23 protein-coding genes and 3 riboswitches are annotated in these 23,371 nt (G+C 34.8%); all 23 genes read right to left on the bottom strand.

Translation table 11 applies throughout. The annotated features are described in order from the left end of the window. Position 1: 1 nt before the first annotated feature. Positions 2-949 carry a type II secretion system F family protein gene (locus tag RT412_RS16465; RefSeq protein ID WP_313342873.1) on the bottom strand — a complete coding sequence of 316 codons (948 nt, stop codon included), beginning with the start codon at positions 947-949 and terminating at the stop codon, positions 2-4. A 10-nt stretch (positions 950-959) separates the two neighbouring features. Then, a complete protein-coding gene (locus RT412_RS16460; protein WP_313342876.1) occupies positions 960-2,312 on the bottom strand; it encodes a CpaF family protein in 1,353 nt (450 codons plus the stop codon). A gap of 12 nt (positions 2,313-2,324) precedes the next feature. After that, positions 2,325-3,533: an AAA family ATPase gene (locus tag RT412_RS16455; RefSeq protein ID WP_313342879.1), complete on the bottom strand. Its 1,209-nt coding sequence runs from the start codon at positions 3,531-3,533 to the stop codon at positions 2,325-2,327. 17 nt (positions 3,534-3,550) lie between these two features. Further along, the gene (gene cpaB / locus RT412_RS16450; RefSeq protein WP_313342882.1) at positions 3,551-4,288 is read right to left on the bottom strand and encodes a Flp pilus assembly protein CpaB; all 738 of its coding nucleotides are present in this window, start codon (positions 4,286-4,288) and stop codon (positions 3,551-3,553) included. A gap of 24 nt (positions 4,289-4,312) precedes the next feature. Further along, positions 4,313-5,332, bottom strand: coding sequence for a Tad domain-containing protein (locus tag RT412_RS16445; protein ID WP_313342885.1), 1,020 nt, complete (start codon positions 5,330-5,332; stop codon positions 4,313-4,315). Positions 5,333-5,353: 21 nt separating this feature from the next. Then, a complete protein-coding gene (locus RT412_RS16440) occupies positions 5,354-5,818 on the bottom strand; it encodes a pilus assembly protein (RefSeq protein ID WP_313413332.1) in 465 nt (154 codons plus the stop codon). Between the two features lie 45 nt (positions 5,819-5,863). Next, positions 5,864-6,052 (bottom strand): Flp family type IVb pilin, encoded by a 189-nt coding sequence (locus RT412_RS16435; protein ID WP_313342890.1) that lies wholly within the window; start codon positions 6,050-6,052, stop codon positions 5,864-5,866. Positions 6,053-6,161: 109 nt separating this feature from the next. Continuing rightward, positions 6,162-6,332 (bottom strand): Flp family type IVb pilin, encoded by a 171-nt coding sequence (locus tag RT412_RS16430; RefSeq protein WP_313342892.1) that lies wholly within the window; start codon positions 6,330-6,332, stop codon positions 6,162-6,164. Between the two features lie 16 nt (positions 6,333-6,348). Then, positions 6,349-6,990, bottom strand: a complete 642-nt coding sequence (locus RT412_RS16425; protein WP_313342894.1) for a prepilin peptidase — start codon at positions 6,988-6,990, stop codon at positions 6,349-6,351. Positions 6,991-7,122: 132 nt separating this feature from the next. Beyond that, complete coding sequence (locus RT412_RS16420) at positions 7,123-7,365, bottom strand: hypothetical protein (RefSeq protein WP_313342898.1); 243 nt, start codon at positions 7,363-7,365, stop codon at positions 7,123-7,125. Between the two features lie 34 nt (positions 7,366-7,399). Beyond that, complete coding sequence (locus tag RT412_RS16415; RefSeq protein ID WP_313342901.1) at positions 7,400-8,818, bottom strand: hypothetical protein; 1,419 nt, start codon at positions 8,816-8,818, stop codon at positions 7,400-7,402. A 116-nt stretch (positions 8,819-8,934) separates the two neighbouring features. Continuing rightward, positions 8,935-9,017, bottom strand: a riboswitch (cyclic di-GMP riboswitch). A gap of 145 nt (positions 9,018-9,162) precedes the next feature. Beyond that, a riboswitch (cyclic di-GMP riboswitch) is annotated at positions 9,163-9,245 on the bottom strand. A gap of 144 nt (positions 9,246-9,389) precedes the next feature. After that, positions 9,390-9,472: riboswitch (cyclic di-GMP riboswitch) on the bottom strand. 251 nt (positions 9,473-9,723) lie between these two features. Beyond that, a complete protein-coding gene (gene dnaJ / locus RT412_RS16410) occupies positions 9,724-10,860 on the bottom strand; it encodes a molecular chaperone DnaJ (RefSeq protein WP_313342904.1) in 1,137 nt (378 codons plus the stop codon). Positions 10,861-10,957: 97 nt separating this feature from the next. Then, a complete protein-coding gene (gene dnaK, locus RT412_RS16405; protein ID WP_313342906.1) occupies positions 10,958-12,808 on the bottom strand; it encodes a molecular chaperone DnaK in 1,851 nt (616 codons plus the stop codon). A 158-nt stretch (positions 12,809-12,966) separates the two neighbouring features. Continuing rightward, positions 12,967-13,512: a nucleotide exchange factor GrpE gene (gene grpE, locus RT412_RS16400; RefSeq protein ID WP_313342910.1), complete on the bottom strand. Its 546-nt coding sequence runs from the start codon at positions 13,510-13,512 to the stop codon at positions 12,967-12,969. A gap of 4 nt (positions 13,513-13,516) precedes the next feature. Next, positions 13,517-14,575 (bottom strand): heat-inducible transcriptional repressor HrcA, encoded by a 1,059-nt coding sequence (gene hrcA / locus RT412_RS16395; protein ID WP_313342912.1) that lies wholly within the window; start codon positions 14,573-14,575, stop codon positions 13,517-13,519. Positions 14,576-14,718: 143 nt separating this feature from the next. Then, the gene (hemW, locus tag RT412_RS16390) at positions 14,719-15,855 is read right to left on the bottom strand and encodes a radical SAM family heme chaperone HemW (RefSeq protein ID WP_313342915.1); all 1,137 of its coding nucleotides are present in this window, start codon (positions 15,853-15,855) and stop codon (positions 14,719-14,721) included. Positions 15,856-15,972: 117 nt separating this feature from the next. After that, positions 15,973-17,199 (bottom strand): dicarboxylate/amino acid:cation symporter, encoded by a 1,227-nt coding sequence (locus RT412_RS16385; RefSeq protein ID WP_313342950.1) that lies wholly within the window; start codon positions 17,197-17,199, stop codon positions 15,973-15,975. Positions 17,200-17,363: 164 nt separating this feature from the next. Beyond that, positions 17,364-18,101, bottom strand: a complete 738-nt coding sequence (locus tag RT412_RS16380) for an RsmE family RNA methyltransferase (RefSeq protein WP_313342918.1) — start codon at positions 18,099-18,101, stop codon at positions 17,364-17,366. Positions 18,102-18,117: 16 nt separating this feature from the next. Then, positions 18,118-19,095, bottom strand: coding sequence for a 50S ribosomal protein L11 methyltransferase (prmA, locus tag RT412_RS16375; RefSeq protein WP_313342920.1), 978 nt, complete (start codon positions 19,093-19,095; stop codon positions 18,118-18,120). 98 nt (positions 19,096-19,193) lie between these two features. Continuing rightward, complete coding sequence (locus RT412_RS16370; RefSeq protein WP_313342923.1) at positions 19,194-20,054, bottom strand: shikimate dehydrogenase; 861 nt, start codon at positions 20,052-20,054, stop codon at positions 19,194-19,196. A 23-nt stretch (positions 20,055-20,077) separates the two neighbouring features. Continuing rightward, on the bottom strand, positions 20,078-20,500 hold the full coding sequence (locus RT412_RS16365; RefSeq protein ID WP_313342926.1) for an OsmC family protein: 423 nt from the start codon (positions 20,498-20,500) through the stop codon (positions 20,078-20,080). Positions 20,501-20,623: 123 nt separating this feature from the next. Beyond that, positions 20,624-21,481, bottom strand: coding sequence for an HD domain-containing phosphohydrolase (locus tag RT412_RS16360; RefSeq protein WP_313342929.1), 858 nt, complete (start codon positions 21,479-21,481; stop codon positions 20,624-20,626). A gap of 17 nt (positions 21,482-21,498) precedes the next feature. Then, complete coding sequence (locus RT412_RS16355) at positions 21,499-23,205, bottom strand: methyl-accepting chemotaxis protein (RefSeq protein WP_313342932.1); 1,707 nt, start codon at positions 23,203-23,205, stop codon at positions 21,499-21,501. Between the last annotated feature and the right edge of the window lie 166 nt (positions 23,206-23,371).

Below are 23,371 nucleotides of genomic sequence, written 5' to 3'. Positions count from 1 at the left end.
CTCACATTTTTATATTAACAATTTTGTTTATAAAAGCAAAACCGATTATTTCTAATGCAATAGAAATACCAACCAAAATTTTCCCAAGAAATGAATCAAAAAAACCCTCAAAATAGCTTGGAGTCATTACCATAATTACTAAAATCAAAACTATAGGCAATAAACCGATTATTAATCCTGATATTCTTCCTTGAGCCGTCAATGTTTTTATTTCATTTTTAATTCTTATTCGGTCTCTTATAGTAGACGATATTGTTTCCAAAATTTCAGATAAATTGCTGCCAACCTGAGCAGAAATCAAAACGGCTGATACCAACAACTCCAAATCTTTATTTTTAGTTCTTTCAACCATATGGTTAAGCGCATCCTGCTGCTTCACACCATAATGTATCTCTCTTAACACTTTAGAAAATTCTGTGGATATAGGCGGCTGCATTTCAGCAGCAATATTTTCTATGGATTGTATAAAAGTAAAACCTCCCTTTATGCTGTTTCCCATAATTATTGTTGCATCACCAAGCTGTTTATTAAACAATTCCTCACGTTTTTTGCGTGCATTATTAAGCAAAAATGGTGGAATTGCAATACCTATAATAGAAAGTGCAACGGCAGTAACAATACTGCCTCCTAAAAACAGCACAATAGCTGAAGGAATTAATGTTAATCCAAACCACAAATAAATGAATTCATTGGGCTTTAGCTTTATGCCCGAGGATATGATGTGGTAAGAAAATTCTTTGCTTGCAAGCTTAAATCTATCCTTTTTTCTTTTATTTTGTTCCTCTGATTTTTCTTTTATGAACTGTTCTTGTACATCATCTACATTATTTTCCTTAAAATATTTAGATATTCTGTACCTTACATGTTTATTGCCCATTTTTGAAAACAAAAGAATAAATATAAAATATACTAATATTGCCAAAATTATCGTAATTAATATAATATCCATATTTTTTACCTCAATTTGCAAACCAATCATCTCTTACGAGGATACCGCTGGATGCAAGTTTTTCAACAAAGTTCGGACGAATCCCGGTTGCTGTGAAACTGCCTTTCATTTTACCTGATGAATCAACACCTTCTACTCTGTATGTAAATATGTCCTGGAGCGTGATTGTATCTCCTTCCATACCAACAACTTCAGTTATATTCACAACTTTTCTGGAACCATCCTTCAACCTTGATTGATGTACGACTATATCCAAACCTGATTGAATTTGTTCTCTTATTGCCCTTACAGGTAAATCCATACCTGACATTAAAACCATTGTTTCCAAACGTGACATTAATTCTCTTGGAGAGTTGGCATGTGCAGTAGTTAAAGATCCATCGTGACCGGTATTCATTGCTTGAAGCATATCCAAGGTTTCTCCCGAACGAACCTCACCTACGATTATTCTGTCGGGACGCATACGCAGTGAGTTTTTAACCAAATCCCTTATGGAAATTTGACCTTTACCTTCTAAGTTTGGTGGTCTGCTTTCAAGTGTGACAACATGATCCTGCATTAACTGAAGCTCTGCGGCATCTTCTATAGTAACTATACGCTCATTGTTAGGTATGCAGCTTGATAAAACATTCAATAAAGTAGTTTTTCCGCTGCCGGTACCGCCGGCTACAATTATATTCATTCTGCCCTTTACGCATGCCTCCAAAAAAGAAACCATTTTAGGCGATATTGAACCAAATTTTATAAGATCATTGGCGGTAAATGGTTTTTTAGAAAATTTACGTATGGTCATACTTGGACCTACCAATGACAATGGTGGTATAACTGCATTAAAACGCGATCCATCAATTAGGCGGGCATCAACCATAGGACTTGATTCATCAACCCTTCTCCCAACCTGTGATACAATTCGGTTTATGATATTCATAACATGAGTGTTATCCTTAAACACAACATCAGATAGCACCAACTTGCCTTTTCTCTCCACATATACACGATGAGGTCCGTTTACCATTATTTCTGTTACTTCATTGTCATTCAACAATACTTCAAGAGGACCTAATCCCATTACATCATTGTATATTTCCTTTAACAACCTTGAACGCTCTGTTCTGGAAACATGAGGTGCTTTTACCTCAATCAATGATTCCATTATTTTTAACAGTTCCTCTTCCTTATCACCCTTAATATCTAACAAGCTTAAATCTTGCTGATTTACTTTTTCGATAAAATCCCGATGGACACGTTCCTTTAAATCCGCATATTCATCAATGTAAACATTCTTGTTTGCGGCAGTTACATCTGTTGCATTTTCTTCAGCGACAGATGTTTTTTGCTTTTCAAGACGATCTAATAAACTCATGTCCTACCACCCTTATTGTTTTTTATTAAAAATGCTGAATTTCTTTCCTAATCTCTTATTATTTTTGCCCATGATACTGTAATTGGAAGAACCTTTTATCAATACATCAGACAATAAGCTTACAGATTCGCTAAGCTTACTGTTAGGTGCCCCTGTCACAAAAGGTACTCCTCTGTTTAATGCATTAACAGCCACCTTATAATCACTCGGTATCTTAGCCCATATGGGGTAACCTATAATTCTTTGAACATCGTTAATTGTGATTGAATTTATATCAACTGCTTTGTTCACTATTAATCTGACCTTATCTGTTTGTTGCAACGATTCTAATATGGCAATACTGAGCTTTGAATTTCTTAAAATTGATATATCAAGCCCTGTAACAAAAAATATAATCGAAGATGCTTCTATGGCTGTCATTGTTACATCGTTAAAAGAAGGAGAAGTATCAACAATTACATAATCATAATAAGAACGAAGCAAGCTTAGCAAGCTTTGTACTTTCTCTGCAGAAACCAATTCTGCATACTCAGGGCTTTTAGGAGCACACAGCAAATGGACACCGCTTGAATGTACAGCCATATAACTTCTCACGGAGTCTATGTTTGGAGTCATAACATCCTGTACCAATTCAGTTATAGTATCTTTGGGCTCAATATCAAGGAAAATATGTAAATCACCAAATTGCAAATCTAAATCTATCAAAGCAACTTTTTTACGCTTTTCAGCTAATTTTACAGCTAAGTTTGCTGCTATAGTACTTTTCCCGAGACCGCCTTTTGCACCAAAAATAGTTATAACAGTTGAAGCCCATACCAATGTGTCTTTATCACTTAAAGATTTAATACGCAATGATTCATTATTATAAATCGTCTTGATATATTCGCCGAATTCCTTAGGTGAAGAAGGAAATTCGGTAATATTATGACATCCTGCTGCAACAGCAGCTTGCATAGTTTCAATATCTAAATTCTCAGCAACTAAAATTATAAAGGAACGAGGTCTGTGAAGAGTTATACGCTCAGCTAAGCTAAGTACATCCGTATCGCCTGCTCCCAAAGTCATTATTATAATATCAGGAGATGTGTTTTCTATTTTATCCAAGGCAACTGAACCACCTATGGATTCCCCGATTACAGCAATATCTGCATCATCTATCATCGACCTAAGAGCACCTATATTTCTTTCCATTTTGCTGATTAATAAAACCTTAATTCTCATTTTTGCCCCCTTGTCCATTAATTAATTATGATATCGTCAAATTTTATAGTTTTAGGTGCAACTATACCGTCGTCTAAAGGAGACCTTAATATTAACCTGAGTTGTCCTTTATATTCCGCCATACTAAGTTCCATAGCCTGAGCTGTTGTTACCTGCAGCGTAACCGATGTATAAGCCAATCCTGTTTCGGGATTTATTATTTTTCCTTCCTGTGATAATACATCATCCACTGCTAAAACAATAATATTTTCAGCAAGCATGGTTGTGTAATCTATAACTTTTTCTTCGCCATCCGGTTGTTTTTCCGGTCTTTGAAATTGAGCTATAATATCAACAGTATTTTTAGGTTTTATCATACCGACTAATCCTGACAAATTCCCTACTCCTATGGAAACAGCACGCATGCCGGGCTTTATTTCATAAGCAAGAGTTCCGTCTCCCCCGCCCCCTTCAGGTGATATTAATTTAGTTGACAAAACCTGCTCTCCTGCTGTAATTTCATACTTGGAAAATTTTCCGACGGCAGCAGCTTCATTTAAAACTGCTTCCTTGTGAGCTGCTTCCGCCGGTATCTCCGATATCTCAACCATTTCTGCTGTTATGGTCGTATTAGGAGGAATATTTATGGATGCTGTCAACACCCCGGTCTTTACAACCTCAACACTTGTTTTTTCATCCAATGAGTTAAGAAAATTATATAAAAGGACAGCAGCAATAACTGCCGTCACAAATGCCAAAATTTTTACTTTTTTCATATGTCCACTCCCGTATGCCTTTATTTAATAGTCAACCAATTTAGCTGCTCTTACACCGTAATCATTCATAATTACTCCGGTTTCCGTATCACCTGCTGTTATATAATTACTAACATATGATGATGTTACTATACTGATTTTCTGTTGATTTTGATTATTTCCTTCAAGGTTAGTTATTTTAAATGTTACAAATCCCACTATTCTCAACACTCCATGAACATCCTCCTGAATAACAGGTATTGTTGCATTTTGTCCAATCACTATTTTACCTTCTACTAAAACGGGCATTGTACCGGAATTTGTTGTAACAGGATCTCCTATATTTACTATACTGTTAAAGCCACCGCTTTCCATGGCACTTTTGTAATCTCCTCCAGGCAGTGCATTGTTGAAATTAGTAATACTTACAAAATTAATTGCTCCCCTCCAGCCCTCATTTCCGGCTAAATCAAATTCCTCTTCGAAATCATCTCTCATATCATCTTCATCAATACCATCAAGTTTTTGAGGTCCAAGCTTCAATGTTAAATTTTGTCCCATTAAACCTTCATCTATAATTTTATCCATAACAGTCTTGGGTAACGCAAGTGGTAATAAACCTGTTACTCCGCTGACCTTTAATAATTTTGCAGTTGCTTTCTTGTTAACTGTACCCTTATTTATACCGAAAATCCTTGCAAAATAATATGGAAATTCATTGCTGCCGTCAACAGTTAATCCGATTATTTTACCATCCTCATATACAGGTGTTAAGCTGCTTTCTGTTATATCTTCAATATCATTTAACTCTGCATACTTTATTGCCGCATTTACGGCGTTGTTCCACTTAGGTGAAGATGTATTGTCAGCAGGTAATTCTCTGACAGCTGCTAAAGCTATGCTATCCAACCCTTTTTGCATAATTGATGTTTCGTTGTATTTCACTCCCAAATCTATAGCAAAAGCTGAAAAACCCATTATAATTACCATCAACAATGCTACTATAACAATAACATTACCGTTTTCTTCATTTTTTAGTTTTGTAAAGTATTTTTTATTTTTCAAAATATCACCACCTCATTAATACTATTTTTCCACCCTCATTGTTGTTTCCGCTTGTATAGGAAATTTACCGTCGCCATCATTATCTAATATAGCTCTAAGAATAGGCGTTAGAATAATAACTTTGCCGGATAATTTAACCTTTACCTTTTTACCGTCATTGACATCATCGTCCTCCGGGATTATGTTATCAACAGCTAAATCTACAAGTTTAACATAATCGTTAATTATTTCTGATGCTTTAGTAGTCGCTGTTGTTGTATTCATACTGTCAAAATAATAATGTATTGCAATATACCTTGCTGCTTCTCTGCTTGCATTGTTTGCTGCCAGCTGATTATGAAAAATCCATCCAAAATCAATTACCCCCCCGATAAACAACAAAAGTATAGGGAGCACCAATGCAAACTCAACCATTGCCTGTCCTTTTTCTTTTTTAAAAAAACGTTTAAGTTTCAGTTTTCTCCCTCCCCTTTTAGGTAAAAACACCGAACCCGACCAAAAGGACGGGCCGGTGTTTTTGAAGAATAGTTATTAGTTTGATACTGCTGAACTTGGATCATTAAGTACATCTGAAGCTTGAGTAAATATGTTATCTAATCCGCCTTGAAGTGCAACTAACGCTCCAATAAGAACAACTGCCACTAAAGCTATGATCAAGCCATACTCAACCATACCTTGTCCACTTTCTTCATTTTTTAACCAATTCATTAATTTTTTCATTTTGTAACCCCCATTTTTTTTTTTTTATTTATTAATAATGTGAAGTTATATTCACAGTATTACAAATTAAGAAACATTGTGTTTATGTAAAAAAACACTGATTGTTGCTCTAAAAAGTTATTTCGCTTATAGTTTTTTCATATAGTACTTCATTGGCTGCAACACCAAGTAAAGATAATGAACCTATAATTGCCATAGCAACTAAAGCAATTATTAAGCCGTATTCAACCATACCCTGACCATCTTCTTCATTTCTGAACCAATCAATTTTCTTTTTCATATGTTCCCCCTTAGAACTATACTAAAGTTAATAATGCAGAGATGTAACCCGTTATCATAAACGGTGCAAATGGAAGCATTGTTGATAAATATATTTTCTTAAGTGCCATACCCGATAATATGAATACTGTCAATACAACCGCCATAATTCCTATTGCCGTTATAATTAACGGATAGCCTAAGCTGATTCCCATAACCCCTGCAAGCTTCACATCTCCTGCTCCCACTTTGCCAAATCCCACAAAGCCGGCAACAGCTGTAAAAACCACCATCATCACAATCATACTGATTGCTGCCCCCATTAAAGCTTTAAATCCAAAATATGTTATTTGAAAAGCTATACCAAGTATTAAAATTACTAATACTAATTCATTTGGTATAATTCTAATTTTCACATCTATGTATGCAATTATTAATCCTAATGTCATAAGAACAGCTAACATAGCAGCATACAACATGTTATGCATTTGATAAAATGAATACCCCCAGATCAGTCCGGTAAGTAGGCATAAAAGCATCACTATATTAAAGCTTTCTTTACCTATTCCCGTATAATGCTTTCCCTTCTTGTATTGCATAATTCTTTGAAAAAATTCAGGAATTTTATAACCAATAATTAATCCTGCTATTCCAATGATTATTGATAAAAATAATTTCATATATACCTCTACTAATTTAATTTCATAGATTACTGATTAATTAATTTTATATGAAGCTATAAATCCTAAGAAAATCACTGATAAAACTATAAGAACAAAATATATGAACAGGGTTTTATCAACTAAACCATTTTAAATTAAACTGCTAAGTTTTATTTGATTTTTAAGCTGCGTCACTAAAAAGCTAATAATCAGAGTTATCATTGCTATTACTTTAGGCAAATAAAAGTGATCTGTTTCTCCCCCAAGTGGAACAAATACTAATGGAATACCTGCCAAAGTATATAAAACGGTGAGCTTTACTGTTTTATTTAATTTTTCTATCTTATGCTCAGCATTTTGGACTAAACATATTTTATCGTTTGTTATATTCAATGATAACTCCGTCTTTCATATTTTTTCTTTGTGTTTAGTCAAAGCTCACTATCAATTTCTCTTTATCCGGTAAACTTATTCTTTTTGCGAATAACTGAGCAAACTCTTCGTCAAGATTAATGTGTTCGTTATAGAATTTTTCCTTAATTTCAGAAAGCATGTCCATGAATGTTCCCAAATCATACTCTGCCTTGTCAGCTCTGTTTTTCTGAATAGTCAACTGTTGCTGAAGCATTGTGCTGGATTCTAAATACTGCTTTGTTTCAAACTCCAAGTTTGCAATTTTCTCGCACATGCCTCCGAATTCATCTCTAAAACCGTTGATTTTATAGCTTACTAATTTCGACTTTTCTAAATTCAACTCTATTTCTGCGTTTTGCGCTTTCTTTTTTTGTTCATCAAGCTCAGCTAAATTTGAATTTACTGTATCCTGTAAGCTGCTAATCTTTTGCTTAAATATTGCTAAGTCCATATCTATTTTTTCATTGCGGGATTTTTCTATTTCAAGTTGATGTCTTAAATCCATAGAAATTCTGTCTGCTTCACTTATTTTATGGTCCTTAGCCGAAACTGCCTCTTCAATTTCTACTATTCTTTCTTTTAGATTAATATTTTCATATTCATATCTGTCTGCATTTTCTTTTAATTGATCATATTTGAAGATAGATTGATTCAACAGCTCCTCGTATGCTTTTATCTCTTCTTCCATTTTTATTTTTTCTTCATTTAGAGCCGAAACCAACTTACTATCTTCTGACATTTCAGATATTCTTACTGTTAATGAGTCGTTGTCAGTTTCCAATACAGCAACTCTTTTTATTAATTGTTGATTTTCATTTTTAAATTTTGTTGCATTTTCATTTATATTATCAATTTCATCCCGTGAAATACTTAGTTGACTTGCTAATTCATTTCTTTCTTCTGTTAATTGACTGTTTTTCTTATTAAGCTCTTCGTATGTAAGTTCAAAATCAGATAGCTTTTTATTTATTTCATCAATTTTAAGAAGAGATTCATTTAATGCTTTTTCTAATTCTTTCTTAGATTCTGTCATTTGATGAATTTCACTTTTCATCAAAGAACTCTCTAAATTATACTTCTCTCTAAGTGAGACAATAGCGGTTTCTTTTCGAATGCATTCGCTCTTGTATGTATTCAAATCAAATTTCAACTCATCAAAATTTGTAAGTAAACTGTCCTTTGAATCTAATTCTATGTTAATCTTTGACCTTAAAGAAAAAATTTCATCTGTTGCTTTTTTGTTATCTAATTCTAATTTTTTTAATTTTTCTTCCAAAGTTAATATGTAATTTGTAACGTCTTCTTCATTTAAGCCGCCAACAACTTTTGTTCTGAACTGTTGACGTATACCCTCATGATTCAATCTTTTCTGAAGTTTTTTAAATTCACTTAAATCTGCATTATTGCCTGATAAAGTATTTGGATCTGACATAAAATCAATCCCTCCTTTACAATAATAAAAAAACTGCACGCCTAGGCATGCAGTTAAGCAGACACATCAATAGATATATCAAAATAGACATATCAAAACAGACATATCAATCACTCATCGGCAACCTGGCAATCATAGTAAAAACTTTAGACCCATGGCTTTGCGTCCTTACCTTTCGGTAAGTTTGCTATTATCGTAGTAGTATATATTGTACCCTGCATTTTTAATAATGCAAGATATTTGAATTCCTTTTTAGCCACTATTGACAATTTTTATCAATAAAAAACTGCACACCCCAGGCATGCAGTTAAGTAGACATATCAAAATAGACATATCAATCACTCATCGGCAACCTGGCAATCATAGTAAAAACTTTAGACCCATGGCTTTGCGTCCTTACCTTTCGGTAAGTTTGCTATTATCGTAGTAGTATATATTGTACCCTGCATTTTTAATAATGCAAGATATTTGAATTCCTTTTTAGCCACTATTGACAATTTTTATCAATAAAAAACTGCACACCCCAGGCATGCAGTTAAGTAGACATATCAAATAGACATATCAATTACTTTTCGGCAACCTGGCAATCATAGTAAAAACTTTAGACCCATGGCTTTGCGTCCTTGCCTTTCGACAAGTTTGCTATTATCGTAGTTATTGATTACATTGTACTCCACTTTTAAAAATAATGCAATAGTTTTTTTAAGAAATTTGTAAGTTTTTATTAATTCTTTTTTAAGATTGTTAGTTTTTGTTGAAAAATACGCGAATTCAGTAGGATGACAAATTCCAGTCTCGTTCACCAATTTATTCGCTCGCTTCTCTCGCATAAATTGGGAACTCGTTGCGAAAGACCTACCGCTATTTTTCAGAAAAAACACTCTAAAAAATAGGGTTAGGGCTTCTTAATCCTTAAAAGCATCCTTCATTTTACCGAAAAATCCTTTTTTATCTTCCTTATCTGTGTTTTCACCCATTTCGGATGCAAATTCATGTAATAATGATTTTTGTTTATCTGTAAGCTTTTTAGGAACCTCTATTTTAACTCTTACATATTGGTCTCCTTTACCCGCTCCTCTTAAATTTTTAATTCCTTTATTTTTCAATCTGAATACAGTTCCTGTCTGCGTTCCTTCCGGTACCTCATACTTAACTTTACCCTCGATTGTAGGAACCTGAATCGAACCGCCTAATGCTGCTTTTGTAAATGAAACAGGAATTTCACACCAAACGTCGTTTCCGTCTCTTTCAAATATTTCGTGTGGCTTAACATTTAAATAAACATATAAGTCCCCTGAAGGACCTCCTCGTTCTCCGTGGTTTCCTTCGCCTCTTAAAGGTATTACAGAACCGGTGTCAACGCCTGCAGGTATATTGATGGATAGCTTCCTCGATTTCTTTTCCTTACCGGTTCCGCTGCATGTTGTACATGGTTCTTCCACCACTTCACCTATACCACCGCATGTTGTACATGTCTTTGTGCTTGCAAACTGTCCAAACGGTGTTCGTTGCACTGTTCTTATGTTACCTGAGCCGTTACATGTAGGGCATGTTTTTTTGCTTGTGCCTGTCTTTGCTCCTGAACCGTCACAAACGTGACATTTTTCTATACGATTAATTTTAATTTCTTTCTTTGTTCCAAACGCTGCTTCTTCAAAGGTTATATCAAGCTTTATTTTAAGATCGGAGCCCGCCTTTGGCCCTGTTCTTTGAGTTCTTGCTCCGCTAAAGCCTCCTCCAAAGAAATCTCCGAATATATCTCCGAATATATCTCCAAAATCATTAAATCCTGCTCCTCCGCCAAACCCTGAGTTCTGATCAAATGCAGCGTGTCCGAATTGATCATATTTTGCTTTTTTATCCAGGTCACTTAAAATTTCATATGCTTCGTTTACTTCTTTAAATTTTGCTTCTGCTTCTTTATTGCCAGGATTTAAGTCGGGATGATATTGCTTAGCTAATTTTCTAAATGCTGACTTTATTTCTTTCTCATCTGCATCCTTGCTGATTCCCAGTATTTCGTAATAATCTCTTTTTGCCACTCTTTCACCACCTTGTCACATACATTAACCAAGCTAAACCCTTTTTGGGGATTTAGCTTGGTACTTTAATATTAGATACGCAGTCTCGTTCATCGATTTATTTATTATCGTCATCGTTTATTTCTTCAAAATCTGCATCTACTACATTATCATCGTTAGGTGCTTCGTTTTGGCTAAAGTTTGGATCACCTTCAGGTTCGCCTTGTGCACCTGTTTGAGCATAAAGCTTTTGAGCAAGGTCATTAAATACCTTTGTTAGCTTTTCGGTTTTATCCTTCATTTGGTTTGTATCGTTACTTTCAATTGCTTTTTTAAGCTCGTCTGCTGCTGTCTGAGCTGCAGCTTTTTCTTCTGCAGAAATTTTTCCTTCTAAATCCTTTAAGGTTTTTTCTGTCTGGTATACTAATGTATCTGCATTATTTTTGATTTCGATTCCTTCTTTTTTCTTTTTATCTTCTTCAGCATATTGTTCAGCTTCTTTAACTTTCTTTTCTATTTCAGAATCTGGCATCTTAGTTGAAGCGGTAATTGTAATTTTTTGTTCTTTTCCTGTACCTAAATCCTTAGCGCTTACATTAACTATACCGTTAGCATCAATATCAAATGTCACTTCTATTTGAGGGATTCCTCTCGGAGCCGGAACGATACCTGTCAATTGGAATCTGCCTAATGTGATATTGTCAGCTGCCATTTGTCTTTCACCCTGCAATACATGGATGTCAACTGCAGGCTGATTGTCTGCGGCGGTTGAGAATACCTGACTCTTTTTAGTTGGTATTCTTGTATTTCTGTCTATTAATTTAGTGAATACTCCGCCTAATGTTTCAATTCCTAATGATAATGGTGTAACATCAACCAGCAATATATCATTTCCGAATTCACCTGTTAATACTCCGCCTTGTATGGCCGCTCCCAATGCAACGCATTCATCAGGGTTAATACCCTTATGAGGATCTTTTCCTGTCAATCTTTTTACTGCATCCTGAACAGCAGGAATTCTTGTTGACCCACCTACAAGCAATACTTTATCTATATCATTTGCTGTTAATTTAGCATCTGCCATTGCCTTTTTAACCGGCTCTACTGTTTTTTCTACCAAGAATGATGTTAATTCATTGAATTTAGCTCTTGTTAAGTCCACGTTCATATGTTTCGGACCTTCCTGAGTTGCTGTGATAAACGGCAAATTTATGTTTGAAGTCATAGCGCTTGACAATTCCTTCTTAGCTGTTTCTGCTGCTTCTTTTAATCTTTGAAGTGCCATTTTATCTTTTCTTAAATCTATGCCATTTTCCTTTTGGAACTGATCTGCTAAGTAATCTATAATAACCTGGTCAAAGTCGTCTCCGCCAAGCTTATTGTTTCCTGATGTTGCTTTAACTTCGAAAACGCCATCACCTATTTCAAGTATTGAAACGTCAAATGTACCTCCACCAAGGTCATATACCATGATTGTCTGCATATGATCTTCCTTGTCAACTCCATATGCTAAAGCCGCGGCAGTCGGTTCATTTATTATTCTTTTTACTTCAAGTCCGGCTATTTTACCTGCATCCTTAGTTGCCTGTCTTTGGCTGTCTGAGAAATAAGCAGGTACTGTGATAACAGCTTCTGTAACTGTTTCACCAAGATAGCTTTCTGCATCTGCTTTTAATTTTTGAAGTATGAATGCTGAAATCTCCTGTGGTGTATATGATTTGCCGTCAATATTAACTTTATGATTTGTACCCATTTCTCTTTTAATAGATGAAATAGTTTTATCTGGGTTTGTAACTGCCTGTCTTTTTGCAGTTTCACCGACTAATCTTTCTCCCTCTTTTGTGAATGCAACTATTGAAGGTGTAGTTCTTTTTCCTTCTACATTTGCTATAACAACGGCTTCTCCGCCTTCCATAACAGCAACACAAGAGTTTGTTGTTCCTAAGTCAATTCCTATAACTTTACTCATTTTATTCCTCCATAAATAAATTTAAATTGAATACTAATTAACTTAAATAGGTTTTCATTATTTGTATTTTTTATTTGAATCGCCAAGACAGGCAATTGATTTGCGATTGACGAACAATGTTTTTCCCATTGCTAATCTATTGCTTATCTATCGCTAATCTATCGTCTACATATTCTGACCATTGATGGTCTTATGCATTTATCTTTTACAGTATAACCTTTTTGCAGCACATCAATTATGATTCCATCATCATATTTATCATTGTCTTCAAAGCCGACACCGTAATGTACATTATGATCAAAAGGTTTATGCAGTGCTTCTATTTCCTTTAAACCTTTTTTGTTAAGAATGCTCATAAACTGATCATACACCATCTGAACGCCTTCTTTGAATGAACTTCCTTCTGAGTTCTCGGCAGACAATGCTCTTTCAAGATTATCTGCTACTGGCAGTAAATCTAATATAAAATCAGAAACTGTATTGCTGTAAGTTGATATTTTCTCTTTCTCTGTTCTTGCCTTATAGTTTAAAAAATCTGCTTGTAATCTTACTAATTTGTTGTTTAGCTGTTCTATTTCTTCATTTTTAGTTTCTTCTGAGTCTTTTATTTCTTCAGTTTCTTGATTATCAGCAATTGTTTCTTCATATATATTTTCATTATCTTCTTTGAAAATTTCTTCATCATGCTTTTTTGTCTTAGCCATATCACTACTCCTCTTTATCATCATTAAAGTTTTGACTTATTATTTCATTCATTGCTTCTGACATGGATTTAACCGTTGAAATTACCTTGTTGTAATCCATTCTTGTAGGACCGATAACCCCTATTTTACCTATGAGCTTGCCATTAATTTTATATGTTGCTGTTATTAAACTGCAATCTCTTAATTCGTTATATTGATTTTCATGACCTATACTTATGTCTAAAGCATTTTCTCCGGTTATCTGAAACAATTTTGCTAAACTGTTTTTATCTTCAATAAATGAAATAAATTCTCTCGCTTTAACTACGTCATTGTATTCCGGCAAATTTAATATATTCGTTATACCATCGGCATATATGTTGAAATCTTCTAATTTGCCTATTTGCTCCATTAGGTACGGAAGTAATTCAAAAAGTGAATCTCCGCTGCTCTCTCTTATATAATAAAGCTCTTGAATTATATTATTTTTAACGGAATCAATATCACCTAATTTATGTCCACACATCTTTTCTGTAAGAGTCGAAGATATTTTATCCATCTGTTCCGGAGGTATCGGACTGTTTAAATTAATCATAACTTGCTTTACTATATCTGAGTTTAGAATTAATACAAGCAGCACTTTCCTATCTGTTACAGGTACCAATTGAATTCTTTTTATTATTGCTTGCTTAAGCTGAGGTGCAACAATAAATGAAGTATATTTTGTGAACTGAGAAAGTATACGTACCGAATTCTTAAAAACAAAATCCATTTCATTAGCTTTCTCTTCTATTATATCTCTCAGCTGATGTAAGTTTGCATTGTTGGATGATTGAACCTTTTTCCATAAATCATCCACATAATATCTGTATGCTTTATCAGTAGGTATTCTTCCTGCTGAAGCATGGGGTTGGATTAAAAAACCCATTTCCTCCAAATCAGACATTTCATTCCTGATGGTTGCAGGACTTACTCCAAGCTCATATTTTTTTGAAATTGTCCTTGAGCCAACTGCTTCAGCATTATCAATATAGCTTGCGATAATTGCTTTAAGTATTTTAATTTTTCTTTTATCCAAAGACATTTCATTCACTCCTTTGTTAGCACTCACATTGATTGAGTGCTAAATCCATAAATATAAGATACTACTTAACTGTTGTTTTGTCAATAGAAATTATAAAAAAATGTCACCCTGCGTGCAGCGAAGGGGCTCGATGAAAAATAGGGTTAAATCATAAATTCTTCTATTACATAATTTGATATATCCATACCTTTTTGGGTCAGTTTAATATTGTTTTCACTTAAGTCAATCAAATTGTTTTTGTGTAAATAATTAATCTGCATCTTATACATTCCCTTGAAATCAGTCGAAAATTTATTATTGAATTCATTGATATTTATTCCTTCGGTCAATCTTAATCTAAGCATGATGTATTCAAACATCAAATCATCCTCGCTTAATTCTTCATGTGTAATTCTTTCAAACTTATTTGATTTTAAATTTTCACAATATAAATTCAAATCCGAAAGATTGCTGAACCTGATATTGTTTAAAAATGAATGGGCTGAAGGTCCTAATCCGATATATTCTTCCTGATTCCAATATTTAAAATTATGCTTGCATTCGTACCCCTTTAATGCAAAATTTGAAATTTCATATTGCATTAAATTACGCTTCTCCATTGCACTTCTGCCTGCATAATACATTTTTCTTTCTTCATCTTCTTCGGGCATAGTTATTTTATTGCTCTGCTCCATTATGTAAAGAGGCGTTTCTTTTTCTAATTTTAGCGAATAAAAGGATATATGTTTTATATCTTTTTCTATGATTCTGTCAATAGTATTTTCTATGTCCTTAACATTTTGGCCCGGAATATTGAACATAACATCTGCATTTATGTTTTCAAACCCGTTCTTTTTAGCCCTGTCTATCGAACTCAGTGCTTCATCACCGTTATGTATTCTACCAATTTTTTTAAGTATTTCATCATTTAATGATTGAATTCCTATACTTAATCTGTTAATACCTATTTTCTTATACGCTATTAAGTTTTCGTGAGATAATGTATTGGGATTTGCTTCCACTGTTATTTCCGCATTTTTGTCTATTACAATCAAATCATTTATCGATTCAATAATTCTTTTTAAGTTAGAAGGTTTTATAATTGTAGGCGTGCCTCCGCCGAAAAATATTGTATCTGCTGTAAAAATGCTTAATTTTTCTTTATAGCCTTTAATTTCATTTAATATTGCTTCTATGTACTTGTTTTCTGCTTCATAATCCCATTTTACCGAATAAAAATCGCAATAATTGCATTTTTTCTTGCAAAATGGGACGTGTACGTATATACCTAATCTTTTCATAATACCTCTTAATTATTTTCTTTTATTGTCATCCGGCATGCATAATCTCTACCATTGAACATAAAAAGGAGCTGAATTTCAGCTCCGATTATATCATTTCTTATTTAATTATTCAATTTATTTTGCTTTAGCTGTTTTTTCGAATACAGATCTGTCTATTTCACCTTCTGTTGCAGCAACAACTACCGAGCACGCAGCATCACCTGTAACGTTAATCATTGTTCTCATCATATCAAGAATTCTGTCAACACCTGCAATAATTGCAATACCTTCGATTGGTAATCCAACTGAATGCAGAACCATACCAAGCATTATCATACCTGCTCCCGGAACTCCGGCAGTACCGATTGAAGCCAATGTTGCTGTCAATATAATAGTAATCTGTGCACCGATAGATAATTCAAGTCCATATATCTGAGCGATAAAGAATGCACAAATACCTTGATAAATAGCTGTTCCATCCATATTGATGGTTGCACCTAACGGAAGCGTAAAGCTGCAAATTGATTTTGAAACACCTAAATTTTCTTCACATCTTTTCATGCTGATAGGTAATGTTGCCGAACTGCTGGCAGTTGTATAAGAAAATACCATCGCTGGAGCTATTCCCTTAAAGAATTGTAACGGTGATACTTTTGCAATTCCCCAAACGGTTAAAGAATAAGTCAGTATTGCATGTAAAGCACAACCTACATATACTACTATTATTAATTTTAACAGCGGTAAAAGAACGGATGGTCCATTAACAGCAACTACAGGTGTAATTAATGCAAATACTCCTATAGGAGCAAATTCCATTATTACAGCAATTATTTTATACATTACTTCTGCAAATGAATCAAAAAAGCTTTGTAAATTCTTGCCCTTTTCGCCAATTCCGATAATACCTGCTCCAATTATCAATGCAAAGGCAATAACCTGAAGCATATTACCGTCAACAAGTGCTTTTAAAGGATTAGCAGGTATAATGTTTAACAATGTTTCAATTACATTTGGAGCTGCTGCTATTTCATATGTTGCATCAACTGGAATAGTATAACCGCCGCCTACATTTGTAACATTAGCTAAAACAAGACCGATAGTAACGGCAAATGCTGTTGTAACCATGTAAAAACCCACCGTCTTCCCACCGATTCTTCCAAGCTTTCTAACATCGTCCATACTGCATGCACCAACTACTAATGAAGAAAATACCAATGGCACGATTACCAATTTAATAAGATTCAAAAATAATGTTCCAAATGGTTTAATGTAATTATCCGCGATTTCCGGATTCGGCTGAAGAATAATTCCTAAAACAATACCTAATGCCAATCCTATGAAAATCTTTGTTGTAAGTTGCATCTTTTTCATAGATAATAGTTCCTCCTTCTTTTTTTATGAAAACCTTTATCTATTATACCTTATTTTTTTTATTTTGTCTCTAAATATTTTTCTTAAAATAGCAAAATAATTGTCAATATTTCTTAATATTCAACGAAGACAAAGCAGACGGGCATTTTCACAACTTACATCATCTCGTCACATGCATACAATACTACAGATGAGGTTACAACTCCTGCAGTTTCAGTTCTCAAAATCCTTTTACCTAAAGTTACAATATGAGCTCCGATGCTCCTAAACATTTCTATTTCTTTTATATCAAACCCGCCTTCAGGACCTATTATTATATAATAATTTTGTTTGGCAGAGGATAAAACATCCTTCAATGTTGAGACATTTTCTAATTCATAAGGAACCAAGACAACCGGCTCTTCTTTTTTAATCTTTTCGATAAGTTCTTTTACTGTCATTATATCTTCAACAGCGGGTACAATATTTCTTTTGCTTTGCTTTGAAGATTCCTTTGCAATTTTTCTCCATCGATCCAATTTCTTCTGTTCTCTGTCCTTCTCATTTAATTTTACGACAGTTCTTTCAGTTATTAGGGGAATAAAGGATTTTACCCCTAATTCAACATTTTGCTGAATTATAGTTTCCATTTTAGCTTGCTTCGGGATACCCTGGCAAAGTGTTATATTAATAGCGGCTTCATTGTTTCTGTCTAATTTATCAACTAATAAACAAATTATTTCATCATTATGTATTTCCGTAATTTCTGCAATAAATTCATTACTCTCTGTAACTATTGAAACTTCGTCACCGATTTTTGCTCTCAAAATTGTTTTTAAATGTTTTAAATCTCCACCGGAGATTATAACCTTATCACCAATAATATAGTCCTCAATACAAAAATATCTGAACACATTTACCTCCCGATTGCTATCCGTTGTACTTAGCAGTTATAGATAGCCATTCTTCGCTGTCATTAATTTCTAAAATCTCAAGACCAAGTCCTTCAAAGTCCTTAACAACATCTTCTACATATTTTTTAATAACACCGGATGCAATAACTAAACCGCCCTTTTTTAAAAATTTAGGGAAGGTTGAACTCATTCCCATTATTATCTGAGCAATAATATTTACTGCAATCATATCATATTTGTTAAATCCGATTTTTCTCTGCAAGTTTTCATCTTCTGTCACATCGCCGCAATACACAGTAAATCTATCGTCCAAAATATTATTAAGAGCTGCATTTTCTTTTGCAGTTTTAACCGCATTTTCATCGATATCTATACCTAATGCTCTCTTAGCTCCTAAAAGTACTGATGCAATTGATAATATGCCGCTTCCGCAGCCCATATCCAATACCTCCATATCTTTTTCCATGTATTTTATTATTTGCTCAATACATAGGCGTGTGGTGTGATGCTGTCCCGTGCCGAAGCTCATGCCCGGATCTATTTCCAAAATTATTTTATCGTCAACAGACTCTTTTAACTCTTCCCATGTCGGCTTAATAATTATTTTATCAGACACGGCAAACGGTTTAAAATATTGCTTCCAGTTATTAGCCCAATCCTCATCATTTAAGATTTGAGTTTCAATTTCTAACCTTCCTAAATCTATATCCTTATATTGTTTCCTCATACTTTCTATAATTTTTTTTACTTCTGTAACCAACTGTCTACCTTGATTATTGTCGGCTAAATAAACCTTAATACAGCTTTCGCAGCTTTTCATATTTGCAAGCTCTTCATCATAGTAATCCCAGTTTAACGTATCATTGTATAAAAAATCTTCAAACACGCTCGCATCTTCAATAACAGCGTCATTAATACCTAATTTTATTAATGAGCCATTTATTATTTCTATCCCGTTTGTTGTTGTATAAATTGTTATTTCAGTCCAGTTCATTTTTCCTCCTCCTAACGGGGACATTCCTTCTATCCCGCAAAGACTATCACTCTCATAAAGAGGTGTGTCCCCCTTCCTTTAACAAACAGCGGTAATATTTAACTTCTAAGTATTTCCTTTTTTATAAGAGCTACAGGCATATCCTTTCCAGTCCATATTTTAAATGCACTTGCTCCCTGCCATATAATCATCATAAGTCCGTTCATGAATCTGCAGCCGGCTTCTTCCGCCATTTTCAAAAGTTTAGTCTTTGGCGGGTCATAAACTATATCTGCCACAAACAAATCCTTGTGGAATGCATCAGATGATGAAACTACAGCCATATCAATTGTTTCTTTCATACCAAGTGATGTGCAGTTTACCAGTATGGAAGCATCCTGTAATTCTTTTCTCAGTTCTTCCTCTTTCAGTTCCAATGCTCTTCCTTTGCAGTCAGGAATATTTTTATCTATGTTCTCGACAATTTCTTCGGCAGCACTCAAGGTCCTGTTAAAAAGAACAAGCTCTCTGGCACCTTCGTATGCTAATTGCGTTGCAACTGCTCTTGCTGCGCCTCCCGCTCCGGCAATTATTATTTTTTTACCTGTATATTCAACATCATTTTCTTCAAGTGCCTTAATAAATCCTATACCGTCAGTATTGTATCCGATAAGCTTTCCGTTATTATTTTTCACCGTATTTACTGAGCCGATTATTTTAGCATCCTCCGAAATCTCATCAAGATATTCCATAACCTTTTTTTTATGGGGCATTGTCACGTTGCACCCTTCTGCATTTAGAACCCTGAGTGCATCCAAGCCATCTTTTATATGACCGTCCTGCACCTCAAAAGCCATGTACACATGATCAAGACCAAGAAGCTTGAATGCTGTATTATGCATATGAGGAGACATGCTGTGTTTCACCGGATATCCAAGTAAACCCACCAATGTGGTCGTACCCTGTATTCTGTTGGTCATTTTTTAACTCCTCTTTTAAAGAATCATATTTCCATTACCTGTATTTCATAAGTGATGGGTACAGTTTTATTAAGCATTGCAGCAACACCGCAGTATTTATCCATAGAAAGCTTTACTGCTCTTTCAAGCTTATCATAGGGAAGATCCTTACCTTTAAATTTATATACCAATTTTATATAGTTGTAAATTTTAGGGTCCTCATCTCTTATTTCAGCTTCAACCTCTACATTGACATCATCAATATCTAACCTCATTTTACCTGTTATAAGCATTATATCTATTCCGGAGCACCCAATAAGACCTGCCAGCAGCAAAGCTTTAGGACTTGGTCCATATCCGTTGCCTCCGTTTTCTACGGTCGCATCGGTTACAACCTTATGTCCGTTAATTTCCATTTCAAATGCCATATTCCCTTTTAATTTAGCTTCTATATTTGTTTTATTCATAATTGGTCTCCTTAACAATATTATTTACATCATTATATATTATGCGGACACTATTTTCAAACCGAAATTTCTGACTCGAAGCTTTATGAATAGTAATTGTGGCAAAAATAATTGTTTCACAATTTATTTGTCACGATAATACGAAGCTATGTCATGAAATTTATCTTGTAAGTTTAGAAAAAGCTCAACCGCCTGCGGATCGAAATGAGTTCCGGAGCCCCTAAGAATCGTTTTCACAGCTTCTTCATGGCTATATGCTTCTTTGTATATACGTTTGCTTGTCATGGCATCATATACGTCGGCAATTGCCATAAGACGTGCGGATACGGGAATCTCTTCGCCTCTGAGACCCTGAGGATATCCTGAGCCGTCCCAATGCTCGTGATGAGAATAAATAATCTCTGAAAAAAACTTAACTTGCTTTTCGCCGTGCGCAATGATATTTTTACAGGAAAGCATCATATCTCTTCCTATTGTGGTATGTGTTTTAATTATTTCATATTCCTCCGGTGTTAATTTGCCGGATTTAGTGAGAATGGAAGGGGAAATGCCCAATTTCCCCAAATCATGAAACAAGGCAGCATTTGAGATTATGATATTGTTTTCGGGCGAAAGAACGTCTGTGTGCAAATTCCTTTTAATTGCCTCATCTGCCAATAATTTTAACATAAGTTTTGTACGCATGGGATGTCTTGAACTTCGTCCTGTCATATAATACATCAGCATTGAGTTTATAATAATGCAAGCTTCATGCTTAACCGACATGTCATGAGATAAATTATGCTTTTCGTAAATATTTTTTGTTTTGAATATATGCGATCTTAAAAATCGCCTAATCAAATTCCTTGTTTTTCTGTTCTTAATACCGTTATCGAATGAAAAAAACTTTACATCAAAAAGATTTTGCAATTCATCAATAAATTTTAATTTTTTAGTAGATTCATACTTTATGACATATAAGACAAAACTCTTTTTTCCCATGCATAATCTCCAAAACTTTAAATAATAGCATTTACACGGTCGGCTATATGCTCTGCAAATTCGTCCCTGAGTTTAAACTGCTCAATAAGCTTGCGCAAGGATTCGGCAAGTCCGGAAAGCTCCTCACTGGAAGCCGCGCTTTCCTCGGCAGTAGCAGAATTATCCTGTACCACAGATGATATTTGCTCTATTCCCGAGTTCGTCTGACTCAGCTCCGCCGCCTGTAAATTGGAGGCATCAGCAATGTTGTTGACAAATTTAGCTACAAGCTCCGCTTTTTTTTCAATTGCCTCTAATGACTGTTCTGTCTGAGTTACCATTGCCGTACCGCTTTCAATTGCCGTGAGTGCATTTTCAATCAGCTGCGTTGTATCCTTGGCCGCAGTCGCACTTTTTGCCGCAAGGTTTCGCACCTCGTCTGCAACAACCGCAAAACCCTTACCTGCATTTCCCGCTCTTGCTGCTTCAACCGCGGCATTTAGGGAAAGTATATTGGTTTGAAATGCTATGTCATCAATAGTCTTGATTATATTTCGTATCTGGTTAGATGCTCTGGTTATATTGTTCATAGCTTCTACAAGCTGCGTCATCTGTCGGTTTCCGTTTTCAATTTCAGCAGCGGTTTCAACAACCATTTCATTTGCCTTCTGCGCGCTTACCGCATTATTGTTAACCTGTCCGGTAATTTCCGTAATTGCCGCAACCAGCTCCTCTATGGAACCTGCCTGCTCGGTAGCTCCCTGCGAAAGAGCCTGCGAAGCTGCTGCAACCTGATGAGACCCCGCCGCTACCTGCTGGGATGATTGATTTATCTGAAGAAGCGTAATATTCATGGACTCAAGAATATTCTCCAGAGAATCTTTAATCGGAGCAAAATCCTTTTTATACTCCATATCAACTGTAGCCGTCAGATCCCCGTCTGCCATCATTTTTAAGATCTCTGAAATATTTGAAATATACCCCCTGAGATTAATAATAAGTTTACGAACACTATCCGCCAGAGAGCCAAGTTCATCTTTGGACTCATATGTAACAACCGCGCTTAAGTCGCCTTCAGCAAGCTGCTTAGTAGCCCTCTCTATCTCATAAACAGGATTTGTAATACTTCTGACAATATAAATAACAAGCACGACAATAACCGCAAGAGCGACTGCAAAGAAAATAATCAGTATAATATAGGCAGAGTTCTCCGCCTTCTTCCCGCTATTATAAACATTCATTCCCAATTCATCGGCAATCCTGCCAATCTGATCAGCCTTTACACCAAGCTCCTCGGCAATGGGATAATATTTATTCCTATAAATACTGTGTGCATTATCCAATTTTCCGTCCTTTGCCAGTTCCATGATCTCCTGCCTGTAGCCCGCTGCCTCTTTCACAATCAGCTTTATTTGCTCCAATACCTCTTTACTTTCTTCGGTAATAAGCTTATCTTCCAGAATTGTTATTTCGTTATTCAATTCTTCCAGCAAATTATTCATTTTTTTATCACCATCCGAAGAATTCTCGGTTATTGTTAATAATACTTCCTTTTCAAGCCCTTGAAGAATACGCCTCATACTCATGGCCGCATTGGATGTGGAATATGGACCTTCATAAAAGGTTTTAAAATTAGATGACAATGTCCTCATTCCAAAAATTGCACTTGCCATTGCCCCCGCAAACAAAAGCAGCACAATTCCGAATGTTACAAACAGCTTTTTACGAATCTTAAAATTTTTCATTTTTCCCTCCTGTGATTCTATTTTGTGATTGTTTTAACGCTTATGAATATTAAATTTATTCGTTGATAACTTCACAACCGTTCTTATAAAATAAATACATTTAATTTATACTGCTGTCCCACAATATGCTCATAGACAACATTTCTACAATTTTGTTGCATTCGGT

Origin of the sequence: Sedimentibacter sp. (assembly GCF_032080165.1) — a bacterium.
GTDB lineage: Bacteria > Bacillota > Clostridia > Tissierellales > Sedimentibacteraceae > Sedimentibacter.
Note: the sequence above shows the minus strand (reverse complement) of the source record. Positions and strands in the feature narration are given on the sequence as shown.